The sequence below is a fragment of the Streptomyces sp. NPDC059080 genome (assembly GCF_042739975.1).
GTDB lineage: Bacteria > Actinomycetota > Actinomycetes > Streptomycetales > Streptomycetaceae > Streptomyces > Streptomyces benahoarensis.
On the sequence record NZ_JBHYGX010000020.1, the window covers coordinates 65,728 to 82,102 of the forward strand.

Genomic DNA, 16,375 nt, shown 5'->3' on the forward strand with positions numbered 1-16,375 from the left:
TCACCCCGCCGCCCCCCCCCCCGCGCGCCCCGCCCCCCCCCCGCCCCGCCGCCCGGGCGGCCGCCCCCCCCCCCCCCCCCCCCCCGCCTCTGCTTGCCCTGGAGGGCACATGCGTACCTATATCGGCCGCCACGAGGCGGTCACCGACACCGACTTGGTCGAGCTGGCGCTCGGCACCCCGATCGGCCTATGGCTGGGCGAGGAGGGTGAGAGCGTCGAGGAGCGCGCTGCCCGCCTCGACGCCGCCCGCGACATTGCCGACGACGACCCGGGCCTGTACGACCGGGCCCTGCGCGCCGCCGCCGAGGCCCTGGACGAGCACCCGCGCCTGACCGCCCTGCCCGCCACCGCGCCCCGCGCCGCGACGGTCACGCCGCGAGTGGCCCTCCACACCGCCACCTACGGCGCGACGGAGGTGGCGGCGTGAAGATCCACTCCACCCTCGGCGACATCCGCCCGCTCCTGGCCCTGCTCCTGGACTGGGCCGACCAGCACCCCGGCCTGCCCCTCGACAACGTCAGGGTCTCTGCTGAGCTCGGGCTGGAGTTCTCCCTGCACGATGACGCCGGTCTCGACGCCCTGGCCGACTGGGCCGCAGTGATGCCGCCCCAGGCTGCATCCGCTATGCACTTCCCCTCCGGAGGCCGGAGCTTTGCCTCCTACAGCCTCACCACGACGACGGACGACGCCGGCGTCGAGGTCACCGTCATGGCCCCCGCGCCGAACGAGGAGGGGGACGCGGCATGAGCAACAACACGAACCCCGCCACACATCTGCAGGCGGCATCCGAGGCGGTGCGTCAGCACAACCACACCGCCATGAACAGCGGGTACGAGAGCACGCCCGAGGTCAGCCGCGCCGCAGTCGCCCTGGTGGAGATGTTCGGACGGACGCACCAGGCACTCGACCACATGGGCGAGCGCGTGCGCCGCGACCTGGCCGCCGGAACGCTCGCCCCGGACGACCGGACCGCGCCCGAGGAACACGCCAGCGGCGCAGCACGCGCGCTGGCCAGTGCGGGATTCGCCCTAGACCTGGCGCTCCATCACCTCCAGGAAGCCAGCAGTCACCTGTGGCACCTGGGCATGGTCTACACCCCCGAGGAGCCCCAGACATGAGCTTGAGTATCTGGAGCCCGGCCGACCTGCTCAGCGTCCTCCCTCAACAGCCGACGTGGCTCTCTTGGGCCCTCCCGCTGACCGCCGCCGCCCTCTCCATCGCGGTCACCGTTGCCGGGGTCCGTGTGCTGCGGGGGTCCGCGTGGCTGTCGGGCATCGGTCCGCAGGCCGTCGTTGCCCTCGGCGGCGTCGCCGTGTCCGTGTACGGCCTGTGGGGTTTCGCGACCCAGACCATCGGCCTGCCCGGCCCGCTCGCGGTGGCGTTCATCGGGGTGTTCGACGCGGCGGAGATGACGCTGCTGGTCATGCTCTACCGCGCCGCCGACCCCGACGTCGGCTGGACGCGTCAGCTGCGGATGATGCACCGCACCGCCTGGACGCTCGTCGTGTTCTCCGGCGCGATGAACGCCGCCCACGCACCGAACCTCGTGTCGATGCCGGTGCTGGCGGCGGTTCCGGCGCTGGCCGCGTGGCTGATCGAACTCCAGCTGCGGCACAAGCTCGGCGCCGCCACCGAGGACGACGACCCGGCTGCCCGGCCGGGGCCCGCGCGGTTGCTGGCTCTGATCTGGCAGCACGGCTGGGGCTGGCTGTTCGCCGTCCTTGGCCTGGATGCCCGCAGCAAGGGCGACACCATTGCCCGGGCCGCGCTCGCCCACCGGGCCGCCCGCCGCGTCTACCGCCTGCGCCTCGCCCTCGAAGCCCAGGCAGACGGCAAGCGCTTCCCGCGCGTCTCCCGCCGGCGGATCGCAGCGCAGCGGGTGCTGGGCCGCGCGGAGATCGCCACTGACGAGGGCCAGGCGCTGGCGATGTCCCGCCACATGGCGTCCCTCACCGGCGTCGACACCGTCGCCCGCCTCAACTACGCCGACCCCGAAGCCGTCGTGACCATGGTCGAGAAGCTCGCCATCACCCCCGCTGCCCGGGAGCTGGCGGCGGGTGGGCGCGCGGCGGAAGCGGAAGCCGCGCGGCAGCGCGCGGAAAGCGCGCGGCAGGAAGCCGAGGCCGCGCGGCAGCGCGCGGAAGACGCCCTGGCCGCCGCGCAGACCGCGCTGACTGAGGCTCGGGAGGAAGCCGAACGCGTCCTCGCCGACCGGGATGCCGCGCTGGTGGACCGGGAGGAGGCCGACTCTGCTGTGGCCGATGCGCGGCAGCGCGCGGAGACCGCGCGGCGCGACGCGGAGGGCGCGCGGCAGCGCGCGGAAAGCGCGCGGGACGAGGCGGATGCCGCGCGGCAGCGCGCGGAAGACGAGCTCGTCAAGGCACGGGGGGCGGTCGCTGACCAGCGGCGCCTCCTGTACTCCCTCCAGGACCAGGAGACCGCCCACAAGGGCGCTCTGGGCCAGCTCACCGGCCAGATTCAGGAGGCTGAGCTGATCCGGGACCGGCTCCGCGGCGACCTCGCCGACCTCCGCCCGGACGTCGACGGCACCGATCCCGTGTGGCGCTCGGACGCCAAGCAGCAGGGCTGGCTGCTCTACCTCGACAAGCTCAACGCCGCCGACGGCCCCGCCGAACCGGCCGCCGCCGAACTCGCCGAACGCTGCGGCATCCACGTCGGCAACGCCCGCAACTGGCTCAAGGAATTCCGTGCCGCGCGCGCCGCGCAGCTCGCCGCGCGCGAACCGCGCGCTGCCGCGCGCCTGCCGCGCGCCGCCACTCTTGAGGGAGCATCCGCATGATCGTCCTTGTCCGTACCCGCACCCTGCACGCCCTGCGAGACAGCATTTCCGAGGCGGAGACGGCGACCACGGCCGCCCGCACGGAGGCCGCGCAGCACCAGCAGAGCAGTGAGCTTGCCACCGACTCTGCGATCCGCGCGGAGGACGCCCTGGAGAAGCAGCGCGCCGCGCTCGCCCAGGCGACCGTCACCGCGGCCCGGCTCGAAGGTGAGCTGGAGACCCTGCGCGCCCAGTCCCTCCTCGACACCGAGGACCGCCAAGCCCTGCGGACGCTGCTGCGCATCACCCGGAAGCAGAACGCCCGGGCTGACCGCGTCTACGTCCTCTTCCACCACGGGGAGCTGCACAGCGTGCACGCCACCCCGGAGGCGGCGGAGTCCGCCGCCGAGGCCGAGGGCGCGCCCCGCTCGGGATGGACCGCACACACTCCGGGCGCCGCCTTGCCCCCGGCCTCCGAGGTCCTGTGGCGGGTGCAGCCGCTCCCGCTCGGGGGCACCGGGTGAGCACGCTTCCGGTCTACCGTTGGCGCCTCGCTCCCGAGGGCTACGCCACCCGCCGACAGCTCCGCGCCCTCGGGCTGCGGCCCGGCGGTCAGGACGTCGCCGCCCAGATCGAACGCCCCCGCCGTCGCCGGGGCCCGCTGGTCGCCTACCTATACCGGATCGACCGGGCCAAACCGGTCCGGCCGATGACGCCCGGCCGTGCCGCAGCACTGGCCAAGGCCATGCTCGCGCGCCGCACCTGCCCCAACTGCCGCCGCGACGCCGGGTACTGCATCCCGCGATCGCTCGGCATGTGCGTGACCTGCACCGACACCTAGGAGGTTCACGTGACCGAAACCGACCTCACCCCCGCCCAGGAACGAGCGCTGCAGAACGTCAGGCACCAAGGCGTCCAGTACGCCTATGACGGTGTCAGCCGATCCACCATCGCGGCCTTGGAGCGACGCGGCCTGGTCACTGTCGAGTGGTCCATCACCATCTGGTGGAACCGGCTCAGTGGCCGCAACCACTCGCAGTGCGACTGGATCGCCCGCCCGAAGTGACACCCGCCCACCGCCCCGGCATCCCGCCGTGAGGGCGCCGGATCGAATCCGGCCCGGGGCACTCACCCATGCCAGGCCCATCGACGCGCCGTCGGTGGTTCCCCCTGCCCCGATCCGAGGAGACCCGTGTCCCGCGACGAACTGTTCATCGCCTACATGCAGGCGTTCGAGGCGTCCACGACGCACCTCGGAGCCTGCACCGCCTGCCAGAACGACCAGCCCTGCACGACCGGGGCCCCGATCCACGCCGAGTTCATCACCCGTCAGGACGCCTGGAACGTGCGTGCCCGGGTCGAAAGGGGACAGTCGTGACGACCCTTCCTGAGCCGGTCCGGGTGGTGCAGCTCCCGGACGGCACCTACACCTACGCCGATGCGGCCCACCTGCCCGCACCGCAGGCGCCCCCGCAGCAGATCGTCCAGCACATCCACCAGGCTCCGCCCGACCGCACGACCCAGCGCATCGCGTTGGGCACCGGCATCGGCGCCGGAACCGTGGCGGCTGGCGTCTACTTCGGCCCGCTGCTGGTCGCCGCCCTCTCCTCCATGGCCATCTCCCTTGCCGTCGTCGCCCTCGTTGCCGTCGCCGCGGCGTGGGGTGTGGTGACCGTCGTGCGGTCGATCGGCGGGGACGACGGCAAGGCGGCTGCCGCCACCGTCGCCAAGGTCACCCGCCGTCGGCGCTGACGGTTGCCCAGACGCACCCCGCCCCGCCAGGGCCGGGGTGCGGTGGGGAGCCGGACAGTCCCGCTCCGGAAGGGAACCGACATGGCGAAGTGCGACGACCCCAAGCTGACCGCTGGTGAGAAGGCCAAGGTCACCGTCCTGGTGGCCCGCATGTGCAAGCGCGACCTCGCCGGTGAGGGCGTCGACCAGAGCGACCTGGAGCGCCGCGTCGACCACATCCTCGACGGCGCCCGCGAACGCGAAGAGAAGTCCAAGTAACGCCCCGGGGCGACCGCATTCGCCTGGCAGCACTCGGCCGCCCCGGGCCCCGTCCCACCACATGGCACGACAGGAGATACCAGCATGACGGACACCGTCACCACTGACGAGACCGCACCTCCCGCCGCCCGCCTGCACGCCGTCCCCGCCCCCAAACCCGCCGCCGAGCCCGCCCCGGCCCCCGACACCGAGGAGGACGGGCCGCGGTCGGCGGCGGTCGACAACCCGAACCTGCCCGAGCCGAAGGTCACCACCGAGAAGCGCCGACCGATCCTCGCCGGATGGCTCACCAATCGCCGCGACTTCACCGCCACCACCCGCCACGCCGCCGCCAACGCGACGTACGCCGCGGGCTACCACGGCGTACGCATCCCGGTCTACGCCGCCCGCCTGACCCTCATGGCCCCGCGTGGCACCTGCCGGTTCGTCGCCGCCACCGGCCGGTGGATCTGGGACCGTGAGGCCGCCCCGCTGCGGGCCGCCGCCGTCCGCGCCGAGGACGCCGAGGAGTACATGCGCCTGGCCCGCCTGCGGGCCGGACGCGTCCGCCTGCGGGGCCTGGTGACCCTCATCGCCGCCGTCTTCGGCCTCGGCTTCGCCCTGTGGCTGTACGTCATGGCCCCCGCCGCCCTCTACGCGTTCGCCGGCGGCGGCGTCCTCCTCCTCGGCGCCGCCGGGCAGCAGAAGGACGCCCCCGTCATCGGCCCCGCGGTGCTGAAGACGGAGGTGCAAAAGCTCACCGGGTCCATCGTCCTGCGGGGGATGGACGCCATCGGCAACGCCAAGGTCTCCGCCGCCATCAAGAAGGGCGGCGACATGAACGGCATGCGCTTCACCTCCGAGATCGTGCGCGACGGCCCCGGCTACCGCGCCGACCTCGACCTTCCCTACGGCGTCACGCCCGAGGACATCATGGAGGCCCGCAAGCCCCTCGCGTCCGGCCTGCGGCGCAAGGTCGGCTGCGTCTGGCCCGCCCCCGACCCCACCGAGCACGAAGGCCGCCTGGTCCTGTGGGTGGGCGACAAGCCCATGAACGAGACGACCAAGCCCGCCTGGCCGCTCGCCAAGACGGGGCAGGTGGACCTGTTCAAGCCCGTGGTGTTCGGCAACGACCAGCGCATGCGCGACGTCGCGGTCACGCTGATGTTCGCGTCCGTCGTCGTCGGGTCCATCCCCCGCATGGGCAAGACGTTCCTGATGCGGCTGTTCCTCCTCATCGCCGCCCTCGACCCCCGTAGTGAGCTGCACGCGTTCGACTTCAAGGGGACCGGTGACTTCGGCGCCCTGGAGCCCGTCTGCCACCGCTACCGCGCGGGCGAGGAGGACGAGGACATCGCCTACGTCCTCGACGCGCTGCGGGAGCTGAAGGAGGAGCTGCGGCGCCGGGCGAAGGTCATCAAGTCCCTGCCCCGCTCGCGCTGCCCGGAGTCGAAGGTCACCCCGGAACTGGCCAGCGACAAGGCACTTGGGCTGCATCCGATCGTGGCGGGGTTCGACGAGTGCCAGGTGCCGTTCGAGCACGAGGAGCACGGCAAGGAGATCGAGGCGATCTGCACCGACCTCGTCAAGCGCGGCCCCGCCCTGGGCATCGTCGCCCTCTTCGGCACGCAGCGGCCCGACGCCAAGTCCCTGCCCACCGGCATCTCGGCGAACGCGGTCCTGCGGTTCTGTCTGAAGGTCATGGGCCAGCCCGCCAACGACATGGTGCTGGGCACCTCGATGTACAAGGCTGGCTACCGCGCCACGATGTTCTCCCGCTCCGACCGGGGCATCTGCTGGATGGCCGGTGAGGGCGACGACCCCCGCATCGTCGCCTCCGCGTTCGTGGACGCCGTCGCCGCCGAACGGATCGCCGCCCGCGCCCGCCAACTGCGCGAGGAGTACGGCAACGTCACCGGCCACGCCATCGGCAAGGGCCCCGAGAAGAGCAACGCCAGCGACGTGCTGGCCGACATCCTCGACGTCATCGCCCCGATGGAGAAGGCCGTGTGGTCCGAGCGGATCGCCGCCCGCCTCGCCGCCGCCCACCCCGACCTCTACACCGGCTGGAAGGCGGAGAACGTCGCCGCCGCCCTCAAGCCCTGGGGCATCAAGACGAGCCAGGTCTGGGGCACCACCGACGACGGCGAAGGCAAAAACCGCCGCGGCATCGACCGCGCCGACATCACCGCCGCCATCACCCGCCGTAACGCCGACCGGGTCGCAGCCTGACCCAGCACCGCCGCTAGACCTAGCACCCACGCGCGCTAGGTCTAGCGGCCCCGCTAGCACCCCACAGCGCCTCTGATCAGGCAACTAGCTCCTAGCGCCTGACCTGCGACGACCCCGGAAAACACCCGAGACAGCAAGGGATGCCCCACATGCTGGCCGCTAGCTTCTTCATCCTCGCCGCCTTCGCCGGTTACGCACTGTTGTGCATGGCCCGGCCGTTCGCCGTCTGCCGCAAGTGCTCCGGCACCGGCCTGCGCAACCGCACCGGCCGCAACCTCAAGCCCTGCCGCCGCTGCCGCGGCCACCGCACCCGCCTGCGCGCCGGCCGCCGCCTCCACAACCACGCCCACCGGCTCCACGCCGACGGCACCCGCCCCGACCGCACCGCCAAGGAGTCCCTGCCGTGGCAATAACCCTCTCCCTCGTCGCCCTCTTCGGCGTCCTGCTCGCCCTGCTCATCCGCTTCAAGTCCCTGGGCATCGGCGCCGCCCTCGTCGCCGTCCTCTTCGGCTTCTACCTCGCCTCCACCGACGCCCGCCACACCATCAACGACCTCACCACCGCCGTCACCCGCACCATCACCGGCCACTGACACACCACCAGGAGAACCCGTGGAAACCGAAGCCGACGTCGAGTACGGCGCCCTCACCGAAGACGAAGCCCTCGAACTCCACCACCGCAACAGCCACCTCTAACCAGCAAGGAGACCCCCATGGCCATGGGCGAAACCCCGATCACGATCACCGGCAACATCACCAGCGACCCCGAGTTGAAGTTCACCCCGTCCGGCGCGGCGCTGGCGAAGTTCACCGTCGCCTCCACGCCCCGCACCTATAACCGCGAGACCAACCAGTGGGTTGACGGCACGGCCGCGTTCTTCCGCTGCGCGGCCTGGCGGCACCTCGCCGAGCACATCGCCGAATCCCTCACCAAGGGCACGCGCGTCGTCGTCTCCGGCCGGATCCGCCAGCACAACTGGGAGACCCCCGAGGGGGAGAACCGGTCGATGCTCGCCGTCGAAGTCGACGACATCGGCCCCAGCCTGCAGTTCGCCACCGCCACCGTCACCAAGACCAGCCCCCGCAACGGCAGCAAGCCCACCGGCAGCGGCGACGTCTGGGACACCACCCCGGCCGCCAGCACGCCCGGCGGGGAAACCCCGCCCTTCTGATCACGCCCGGGGCGACCGCCGCAGCTCGCCAAAGTCACGCGGTCGCCCCGGCACCAGCCCCTTTCACAGAACTGGAGATCCCAGCATGGCCCAACCGATCCCGATCCCGCACTCCCGCCGTCCGCTGCGTGTCCTGGACGCCTACTGCTGCATCGGCGGCGCCACCCGCGGCTACCAGCTCGCCGGCGCCCACGTCACCGGCATCGACATCGCCCCCCAACCCGACTACTGCGGCGACGCGTTCGTCCAGGGCGACGCCGTCGAGTACATCCGTGAGCACGGCGCGGCGTACGACTTCATCCACGCCTCCCCGCCCTGCCAGGGTGAAGGCGCCCCCACCAAGGGCACCAACCGTGCCCGCAACGCCGCCCTCGGCCGCATCCACCCCCGGCTCATCGGACCGACCCGCACCGCACTGGACGCGGTCGGAGTGCCGTACGTGATCGAGAACGTCGCCGGCAGCAGCGTCCGCAAGGACCTGCGGCTCTGCGGGGAGATGTTCGGCCTCGCCGTGCTCATGCACCGCTACTTCGAACTCGGCGGATGGAGCATCCCGCAGCCCCCGCATCCCGCCCACCGGGGTCGGGTCCGCGGCTGGCGACACGGCACGTTCTACGACGGGCCGTACGTCGCCGCGTACGGCTCCGGCGGCGGCAAAGCCACCGTCGGCGAGATCCGCGCCGCCAAGGGCATCGACTGGAGCGTCGACCATCTCCGACTCCGTGAGGCCCTGCCCCCGGCCTACATCCGTTGGATCGGCGTGGCCTTCCTCGCGCACACCGCACAGGAGGCAGCCGCGTGACCGCCTTTCTCGGTGCTGCCCTGGTCGCCGCTGCCCGCGGCTGGGCCGTCTTCCCGCTCCGCCCCGGCACCAAGCGCCCCGCACTCCACGGCGAAACCCGCTGCCCCCGCACCGGCCCCTGCGCCGCACAGCACCTCAAGTGGGAGCAGCGCGCGACCACGGACCCGCGCCGGATCGAGGCCGCCTGGTCGGCCGGGCCGTTCAACATCGGCCTCGCGACCGGGCCTTCGAAACTTCTCGTCGTGGACCTCGATGTCCCGAAGGGCAAGAAGGACGCGCACGGCGCGACGACCTTCCAGGCGCTCTGCGAGCGCGCCGGGCAGCCGGTGCCCACCACCTACACGGTGCGGACCCCCACCGGCGGCCACCACCTGTACTTCACCGCCCCGACCGGCACTCAGCTGAACAACACCGCCGGGGCCCTCGGGCCCCTGATCGACACCCGCGCGGCGGGCGGCTACGTCGTCGCCTCCGGCAGCGCCACTCCGGCAGGCGCATACACCGTCGCCGACGACCGTCCCGCCGTCCTGCTGCCCGACTGGCTCCGCGACACCCTCACCCCGCCTCGGCGCCCCGCGCCCGAGCTGGTGCCCATCGCGGTCCGCTCGTCCCGATATGCCGCCGCAGCCCTACGAGCGGAGGTCAGCAACGTCGTGGCGGCGGACGGTACCCGCAACGCCACTCTGCTCCGGGCCGCGCGTGCTCTGGGACGGCTCGTCGCATCCGGCGACCTCCGCCGGGAGGAGGTTGAGGAGGCTCTTAGTGGGGCGGCGATGGCGGCCGGCCGGGAGTCGCAGCGCTACTACGACGACGTCATCAACAGGGCCCTGAACTGGTCCATCGCCCACAACCCCAGGGGGCGAACCACATGAACAACCCGCCCCCGCCCTCTACTAAGAGCCACCCCCACACTCACCCACCGCACCTCGCCGAACCGTCCCGCACTCCTTCCGGCAGTGGAGCGCCGAAGAACGTCGCCCGAAGGGCGTCCTCTTCATGTCCTGACCCGCACCCGGGCGACGGACGGCACCCCATCGCCTGGCTGCGCATCACCGCACCCCGCGGCGCCACCCCCACCGCCCGCTCGGTGTGCGTCTGCGGCAGGGACCTCTTCGCCGCCGGACACACCAAGGTCCACGCCCTCATCTCCGACCACACCACCCACCGCGACACCTGCCCCCAGCGCCCGCACCACGAAAGGGAGACCGCATGACCACCATCGACGGCGCCGCCCTCCTCGACCAGATCGAAGAGTTCCACCGCCGCTTCAACGCCTTCCCCAGCGAGGCCGCTTACGTCGCCGTCGTGCTCTGGGACGCCCACACCCACATGCTCGACTCCTTCGACAGCACGCCCCGCCTCGCCTTCCTCTCCTCAGAGCCCAGCAGCGGCAAGACCAGGAGCTTGGAGGTCATCTCCACCCTGGTGCCCAGCCCGATGCGCATGACCTCACCTCTGGACCTGATTCGGGCCGTAGGCGGCGAGTCCGGACGGCCGGTCGCCCTCCTCGACGAGGTGGACTTCGCCTTCAGGACCAAGGCCGCCGAGTCGTTGCACGCGTTCCTCAACTCGGGCTACCGCCGAGAGGGAAAGATGCACCGCTGCACGGACGACGCAATGCAGACCATCCAGCCCTTCTGTGCGGTGGCCATGGCCGGACTCGGCTCCCTGCCCGACACGGTCACGTCCCGCTCCATCGTCATCCCCATGGGCCGCACCACCCCTGGGGTCATCGAGCCGTGGCGGGCTCACCTTCACCAGCCTCAGGGCCATGCGCTGCGCGACCGGCTTGCGGAGTGGGCCGACCAGGTCCGCGACGAGGTCACCGACGCCTGGCCGCAACTCCCCGACGGGATCTCCGACCGGCCCGCCGACGTGTGGGAACCCCTACTCGCCGTCGCCGAGGCCGCGGGCGGGGACTGGCCCGAGCGCGCCCGCGCCGCCTGCACCGAACTCGTCAACGCCGCCGACCACACCGCCCACCGCGACGTCTGCCCCCGGCGTCCGCGCCACGAGAGGAACAGCGCATGACCACCCCCGACGCCATCGACGGCTCCGCCCTCCTCGACGAGATCGAGGCGTTCCACCGCCGCTTCAACGTTTTCCCGCGTCAGGCCGCCTACGTCGCGGTGACCCTCTGGGACGCTCACGCGCACCTTTTCGACGCCTTCGACTCCACGCCCCGCCTCGCGTTTCTCAGCCCGGAGCCCGGCAGCGGCAAGAGCCGCGCCCTGGAGATCGTCAACACCCTCGTCCCGCGTGCCCTGGCCACGGTGAACGCCTCCGCGAACGCTTTGTTCAGGGTCGTCACCTCCGACGCTGGCCGCCCGACGCTCCTCTTCGACGAGATCGACACGATCTTCGGCCCCAAGGCGGGCGGCAACGAGGAGCTGCGCGGCTTCCTCAACTCCGGCTACCGACGCGGCGCCTCGTCCCTGCGCTGCGTCGGCGAAGGGACCAACCAGAGCGCCGCGCCCTTCCCTTCGTTCTGCGCCGTGGCCATTGCGGGGCTCGGGTCCCTGCCCGACACGATCCTGACCCGCTCCGTCATCATCCGCATGCGCAAGCGCGCCCCCAACGAGAAGGTCGAGCCCTACCGCCAGCGAATCCACGAGAAGGAGGGACACGCGCTGCGCGACCGCCTCGCCGGGTGGGCCGATCGGGTCCGCGACGAGGTCACCGACGCCTGGCCCGAGCTCCCCGACGGGATCTCCGACCGGCCCGCCGACGTGTGGGAACCCCTGCTCGCCGTCGCCGAGGCCGCGGGCGGGGACTGGCCCGAGCGCGCCCGCGCCGCCTGCATCGAGCTGGTCGCCGCGGCGACCGACGGCGACCCCGTCTCCACCGGCGTCCAGCTCCTCACCGACCTGCGCGACAAGGTCTTCCAGGGAATCGACCGGATGCCCACCGCCGCCATCCTCGCCATCCTCCTGGACCTGGAAGACGCCCCCTGGGCCGACATGAACGGCCGCCCGCTCACCTCCCGGGGCCTGGCGAAGATGCTCGGCGAGTACGTCACCAGCAACAACACACCCATCAAACCGCGATCGATCCGGACTTCCAGCGGCGTACCGAAGGGCTACTACGCCGAAGACCTCGTCGACGCGTGGGACCGCTACTGCTCCGCCCCCACCCACGCATCCGCTACATCCGCTACATCCGCTACACCCCAGGTCAATGAGGGTGTCGCTGTAGCGGATACGAGCGATGTAGCGGATCGAACCGCAACACCCACCCTCACCCTCGCCCCCACCGCATAGCGCACCTATCCGCTACATCCCACACATCCGCTACACAAAACAGGCCCCTGACCTGCGGTGTAGCGGATGTAGCGGATGTAGCGGACTCCCCAAAAAGGGGAGACGAAGACTCGCTTCGTCTCAACGAAAGAGGAGTTCATGGCAACGCCCCTGATACAGCCTCGCCTTTACAGGGTTGAGGACGCAGCGCGATTGTGCGGCCTTGGCCGGTCGATGGCGTACGAGGAGATTCGACTCGGACGGCTCCGCACTGTACGAGTTGGCCGACGTCGACTCATCCCGCTTCAGTACATCGATGACTATGTCGCTTTGCTGATGCAGGAGTCAGACACGCCCAGCTGAATTGTCAAACAAGTGGGGTCACGCCGCTAGGCGGTGTGGCCCCACTCTTTTCCGAGAGGGAAATGCATGACTAGCCGCAAGTCTAACGGTGAAGACTCTATCTACTGGGACAAATCCAAGGAGCGATACATTGGAGCGATCTCGCTCGGACACTTTCCCGACGGTCGACGTAATCGACCAAAGGTGTCAGGGAAGACCAAGGCTGAGGTTCGAGCCAAGCTTCGAAAGAAGAGGCAGGAAGCTGAGGCGGGCGTGAAGTCCCGCGCTGCTTACAGCATCGAAAAGGCTGTGCGGGCATGGCTCGCTCATGGACTCAAGGGGCGAGACAAGGGGAGTATCGAGACCTACACCAGGATGGCCACGAATCACGTGATCGCTGATCTGGGAAAGGCGAAGCTGGTCGACCTTACCTCCGAAGCTGTCGACTGCTGGCTTGACGAGAAGTCGATGGTGCTTGCAAAGAGCTCGCTGGAGATGATTCTTTCGATCTTGCGTCGGTCGATTTCGCATGCGCAGCGCAGTGATCTGGTCATGCGTAATGTCGCTGAACTCGTAGAACTTCCTGATGGTCAGCCGGGAAGGCCAAGTAAGTCACTCACGTTGGAACAAGCGGAGTCTGCGCTTGCCGCGAGGAAAGGTACCTGGATTCACGTATACGTCGCGGTTTCGCTGCTTGTGGGTATCCGAACGGAAGAGGTTCGGCCTCTCACATGGGATCGGGTACACCTTTACCCGGAGGGAGGATTTTCCCCGCACATTGAAGTTTGGAGGTCGGTGCGTCGGCGTGGGGAAACCAAGACCCAGAAGAGTCGACGCACTTTGGGGCTGCCGCAGGGGCTGGTGGAACTCCTTGCGGAGCATCGTGCGACACAGCAGGCCCGCCGAGAAGGACTGGGCTTGCCCTGGGACCCTGGCGGCTTCGTCTTCGGGACGGACGTCGGTGAGCAGCGAACCGCGGATCACGTGCGGCGCAACTTTCGTGCACTACTGCGTGACGCCGGGTTCCCGGCCCCGACGCAGTGGACACCGCGGGAGCTCCGGCACAGCTTTGTCTCCATCCTCTCGGATCGAGGCATCCCGATGGAGAAGATCGCTCAGCTCGTGGGCCACAGCTCGACACGGGTGACCGAGACGGTCTACCGGCACCAGATTCGCCCCGTGATCACGGAGGGGGCTGAGGCCATGGACGAGATCTTCTTCAGAGACGCGGACGTCAGGGAGTGAGGCGCGCTTACCTTGCGTGGCTCCCTGTATGGCTCCCCGGCGAGCTTCGGGGAGCCGCTCCACCGAGTCTGACCTGCTGCGGGCCTCTCCAGCCCCCTTAAGGTCCGGCTAAGCGCTGGCTCAGGTTCCGGGAGCCGCCCGGGCCCGGCGGCTCCCGGAACGGGAGGCGGCTCCGGGAAAACCCGCTTCCAGGGCCCTGTCGAGAAGGGGCCCGCCACGAGATATCTTGATGTCGAGCAATGTTGCAGACGTGGAGCGGAGCACCCGGTGACTGACTCGACCATCATCTACACCCACACCGACGAGGCGCCGGCACTGGCGACCTCCTCGTTCCTGCCGGTCATCGAGGCGTACGCCTCGACCGCGGGCGTCGCTGTGGAGACCCGTGACATCTCCCTCGCGGGCCGGATCATCGCGAGCTTCCCCGAGCGCCTGCGGGAGGACCAGCGCATCGACGACGCCCTCGCCGAGCTGGGCCGGCTGGCGAAGACGCCGGGCGCCAACATCATCAAGCTGCCGAACATCTCGGCGTCCATCCCGCAGCTCAAGGCCGCCGTCGCCGAGCTGCAGGAGCAGGGCTACGCGCTGCCGGACTACCCGGACGACCCGAAGACCGACGAGGACAAGGACGTCCGCGCCCGTTACGACAAGGTCAAGGGCAGCGCCGTCAACCCGGTCCTGCGCGAGGGCAACTCCGACCGCCGCGCCCCCACGTCGGTCAAGAACTACGCCAAGGCCCACCCGCACCGCATGGGCGCCTGGACTGCCGACTCCAAGACCAACGTCGCGACCATGGGCGTGGACGACTTCCGCTCCACCGAGAAGTCCGCGGTCATCGCCGCGGACGGCGCGCTCCGCATCGAGCTGACCGGCGACGACGGCTCCACCACCGTGCTGCGCGAAGCGGTGCCGGTGCTCAAGGGCGAGGTCGTCGACGCCTCCGTGATGCGCGTCGCCGCGCTGCGCGAGTTCTTCACCGCGCAGGTCGCCCGCGCCAAGGCCGAGGGCGTCCTCTTCTCGGTGCACCTCAAGGCCACGATGATGAAGGTCTCCGACCCGATCATCTTCGGTCACGCCGTGCGCGCCTTCTTCCCCAAGACCTTCGCCGCGTACGGCGACGTCCTGGCCGCCGCGGGCCTGACCCCGAACGACGGTCTCGGCGGCATCCTCAAGGGCGCCGAGGCGCTGCCCGAGGGCGCGGCCATCAAGGCGTCCTTCGAGGCGGAGCTGGCCGAGGGCCCCGAGATGGCGATGGTCGACTCCGACCGCGGCATCACCAACCTGCACGTCCCGTCCGACGTCATCGTCGACGCGTCGATGCCCGCCATGATCCGCACCTCCGGCCACATGTGGGGCCCCGACGGCCAGGAGCACGACACCCTCGCCGTCCTCCCCGACAGCAGCTACGCCGGTGTCTACCAGGTCGTCATCGACGACTGCCGCGCCAACGGCGCCTTCGACCCGGCCACCATGGGTTCGGTGCCCAACGTCGGTCTGATGGCGCAGAAGGCCGAGGAGTACGGCAGCCACGACAAGACCTTCGAGATCCCCGTCACCGGCACGGTGCGCGTCCTCGACGGCAACGGCGACGTCGTCCTGGAGCAGGCCGTCGGCGCCGGTGACATCTTCCGCATGTGCCAGACCAAGGACCTGCCGATCCAGGACTGGGTCAAGCTCGCCGTCACCCGCGCCCGCGCCACCGGCGACCCGGCCGTCTTCTGGCTCGACGAGGGCCGCGCCCACGACGCGCAGCTGATCGCCAAGGTCACGACGTACCTCGCCGACCACGACACCGACGGTCTGACGATCGAGATCATGACCCCGGAGGCGGCGACCGCGTTCTCCCTGGAGCGCATCCGCCGCGGCGAGAACACCATCTCCGTCACCGGCAACGTCCTGCGCGACTACCTGACGGACCTCTTCCCCATCCTGGAGCTGGGCACCAGCGCCAAGATGCTCTCCGTCGTCCCGCTGATGAACGGCGGTGGCCTCTTCGAGACCGGCGCCGGCGGCTCCGCCCCCAAGCACGTCCAGCAGCTGGTCAAGGAGAACTACCTGCGCTGGGACAGCCTCGGCGAGTTCCTCGCGCTGGCCGTCAGCTTCGAGCACCTCGCGCAGACCACCGGCAACGCCCGCGCCCAGGTCCTGGCCGACACCCTCGACCGCGCGACCGGCACCTTCCTCAACGAGGACAAGTCCCCGAGCCGCAAGCTGGGCGGCATCGACAACCGCGGCAGCCACTTCTACCTGGCCCTCTACTGGGCCCAGGAGCTGGCCAGGCAGACCGACGACACCCAGCTCGCCGAGGCGTTCGCGGCCCTCGCCAAGACCCTGGCCGAGCAGGAGGGCACCATCGTCGACGAGCTGATCGCGGTCCAGGGCTCCCCGGTCGACCTCGGCGGCTACTACCAGCCGGCCACCGCCAAGGCCGACGCCGTCATGCGCCCGTCGGCGACGTTCAACCAGGCGCTGGCCGACCTCAGCTGATCTTGCCTGTGGGGCGTTTCCGACGCCCCGTCCTCCGCCCCGTCCGGTGCTTGCCGGGCGGGGCGGAGGTGGTTCGGGGTCCGCCTCGC

21 protein-coding genes and 1 pseudogene are annotated in these 16,375 nt (G+C 70.6%); all 22 read left to right on the forward strand.

Annotated features, from left to right (window positions below):
• The first annotated feature begins 109 nt into the window (after window positions 1–109).
• Window positions 110–427: a hypothetical protein gene (locus ACFWWQ_RS17595; RefSeq protein WP_384597021.1), complete on the forward strand. Its 318-nt coding sequence runs from the start codon at window positions 110–112 to the stop codon at window positions 425–427.
• A complete protein-coding gene (locus ACFWWQ_RS17600; RefSeq protein WP_384597023.1) occupies window positions 424–747 on the forward strand; it encodes a hypothetical protein in 324 nt (107 codons plus the stop codon). The genes ACFWWQ_RS17595 and ACFWWQ_RS17600 overlap by 4 nt, the downstream gene beginning before the upstream one ends.
• Complete coding sequence (locus ACFWWQ_RS17605; protein WP_384597025.1) at window positions 744–1,118, forward strand: hypothetical protein; 375 nt, start codon at window positions 744–746, stop codon at window positions 1,116–1,118. Before ACFWWQ_RS17600 ends, ACFWWQ_RS17605 begins: the two co-directional genes overlap by 4 nt.
• A complete protein-coding gene (locus tag ACFWWQ_RS17610) occupies window positions 1,115–2,800 on the forward strand; it encodes a hypothetical protein (protein ID WP_384597027.1) in 1,686 nt (561 codons plus the stop codon). Before ACFWWQ_RS17605 ends, ACFWWQ_RS17610 begins: the two co-directional genes overlap by 4 nt.
• Window positions 2,797–3,303 carry a hypothetical protein gene (locus tag ACFWWQ_RS17615; RefSeq protein ID WP_384597029.1) on the forward strand — a complete coding sequence of 169 codons (507 nt, stop codon included), beginning with the start codon at window positions 2,797–2,799 and terminating at the stop codon, window positions 3,301–3,303. The genes ACFWWQ_RS17610 and ACFWWQ_RS17615 overlap by 4 nt, the downstream gene beginning before the upstream one ends.
• Window positions 3,300–3,620, forward strand: a complete 321-nt coding sequence (locus tag ACFWWQ_RS17620; RefSeq protein ID WP_384597031.1) for an RRQRL motif-containing zinc-binding protein — start codon at window positions 3,300–3,302, stop codon at window positions 3,618–3,620. The genes ACFWWQ_RS17615 and ACFWWQ_RS17620 overlap by 4 nt, the downstream gene beginning before the upstream one ends.
• Window positions 3,621–3,629: 9 nt before the next feature.
• Window positions 3,630–3,845 (forward strand): hypothetical protein, encoded by a 216-nt coding sequence (locus ACFWWQ_RS17625; RefSeq protein WP_384597033.1) that lies wholly within the window; start codon window positions 3,630–3,632, stop codon window positions 3,843–3,845.
• A gap of 126 nt (window positions 3,846–3,971) precedes the next feature.
• Entirely contained in the window at window positions 3,972–4,157 is a 186-nt protein-coding gene (locus tag ACFWWQ_RS17630) for a hypothetical protein (RefSeq protein ID WP_384597035.1), read from the forward strand.
• Window positions 4,154–4,531, forward strand: coding sequence for a DUF6251 family protein (locus ACFWWQ_RS17635; protein WP_384597037.1), 378 nt, complete (start codon window positions 4,154–4,156; stop codon window positions 4,529–4,531). The genes ACFWWQ_RS17630 and ACFWWQ_RS17635 overlap by 4 nt, the downstream gene beginning before the upstream one ends.
• Before the next feature lie 81 nt (window positions 4,532–4,612).
• Complete coding sequence (locus ACFWWQ_RS17640; protein WP_384597039.1) at window positions 4,613–4,789, forward strand: DUF6257 family protein; 177 nt, start codon at window positions 4,613–4,615, stop codon at window positions 4,787–4,789.
• 84 nt (window positions 4,790–4,873) lie between these two features.
• Window positions 4,874–7,000 carry a cell division protein FtsK gene (locus tag ACFWWQ_RS17645; protein WP_384597041.1) on the forward strand — a complete coding sequence of 709 codons (2,127 nt, stop codon included), beginning with the start codon at window positions 4,874–4,876 and terminating at the stop codon, window positions 6,998–7,000.
• Between the two features lie 149 nt (window positions 7,001–7,149).
• Entirely contained in the window at window positions 7,150–7,413 is a 264-nt protein-coding gene (locus ACFWWQ_RS17650; protein WP_384597043.1) for a hypothetical protein, read from the forward strand.
• The gene (locus ACFWWQ_RS17655) at window positions 7,404–7,592 is read left to right on the forward strand and encodes a hypothetical protein (RefSeq protein ID WP_384597046.1); all 189 of its coding nucleotides are present in this window, start codon (window positions 7,404–7,406) and stop codon (window positions 7,590–7,592) included. Before ACFWWQ_RS17650 ends, ACFWWQ_RS17655 begins: the two co-directional genes overlap by 10 nt.
• Before the next feature lie 120 nt (window positions 7,593–7,712).
• Window positions 7,713–8,171 (forward strand): single-stranded DNA-binding protein, encoded by a 459-nt coding sequence (gene ssb, locus ACFWWQ_RS17660; RefSeq protein WP_384597048.1) that lies wholly within the window; start codon window positions 7,713–7,715, stop codon window positions 8,169–8,171.
• 85 nt (window positions 8,172–8,256) lie between these two features.
• Window positions 8,257–8,973: a DNA methylase gene (locus ACFWWQ_RS17665; RefSeq protein ID WP_384597050.1), complete on the forward strand. Its 717-nt coding sequence runs from the start codon at window positions 8,257–8,259 to the stop codon at window positions 8,971–8,973.
• The gene (locus tag ACFWWQ_RS17670; RefSeq protein WP_384597052.1) at window positions 8,970–9,845 is read left to right on the forward strand and encodes a bifunctional DNA primase/polymerase; all 876 of its coding nucleotides are present in this window, start codon (window positions 8,970–8,972) and stop codon (window positions 9,843–9,845) included. The genes ACFWWQ_RS17665 and ACFWWQ_RS17670 overlap by 4 nt, the downstream gene beginning before the upstream one ends.
• Entirely contained in the window at window positions 9,842–10,186 is a 345-nt protein-coding gene (locus ACFWWQ_RS17675; RefSeq protein WP_384597054.1) for a hypothetical protein, read from the forward strand. The genes ACFWWQ_RS17670 and ACFWWQ_RS17675 overlap by 4 nt, the downstream gene beginning before the upstream one ends.
• Window positions 10,183–10,941: pseudogene (locus tag ACFWWQ_RS17680) on the forward strand (DUF3631 domain-containing protein); the annotation flags it as partial. The gene ACFWWQ_RS17675 and the pseudogene ACFWWQ_RS17680, both read left to right, overlap by 4 nt.
• Window positions 10,942–11,000: 59 nt before the next feature.
• On the forward strand, window positions 11,001–12,233 hold the full coding sequence (locus tag ACFWWQ_RS17685) for a DUF3631 domain-containing protein (RefSeq protein WP_384597056.1): 1,233 nt from the start codon (window positions 11,001–11,003) through the stop codon (window positions 12,231–12,233).
• 138 nt (window positions 12,234–12,371) lie between these two features.
• Entirely contained in the window at window positions 12,372–12,575 is a 204-nt protein-coding gene (locus ACFWWQ_RS17690) for a helix-turn-helix domain-containing protein (RefSeq protein WP_384597058.1), read from the forward strand.
• Window positions 12,576–12,641: 66 nt separating this feature from the next.
• Window positions 12,642–13,799, forward strand: a complete 1,158-nt coding sequence (locus ACFWWQ_RS17695) for a tyrosine-type recombinase/integrase (RefSeq protein ID WP_384597060.1) — start codon at window positions 12,642–12,644, stop codon at window positions 13,797–13,799.
• Between the two features lie 267 nt (window positions 13,800–14,066).
• Complete coding sequence (locus tag ACFWWQ_RS17700; RefSeq protein WP_384597062.1) at window positions 14,067–16,286, forward strand: NADP-dependent isocitrate dehydrogenase; 2,220 nt, start codon at window positions 14,067–14,069, stop codon at window positions 16,284–16,286.
• The last annotated feature ends 89 nt before the right edge of the window (window positions 16,287–16,375 follow it).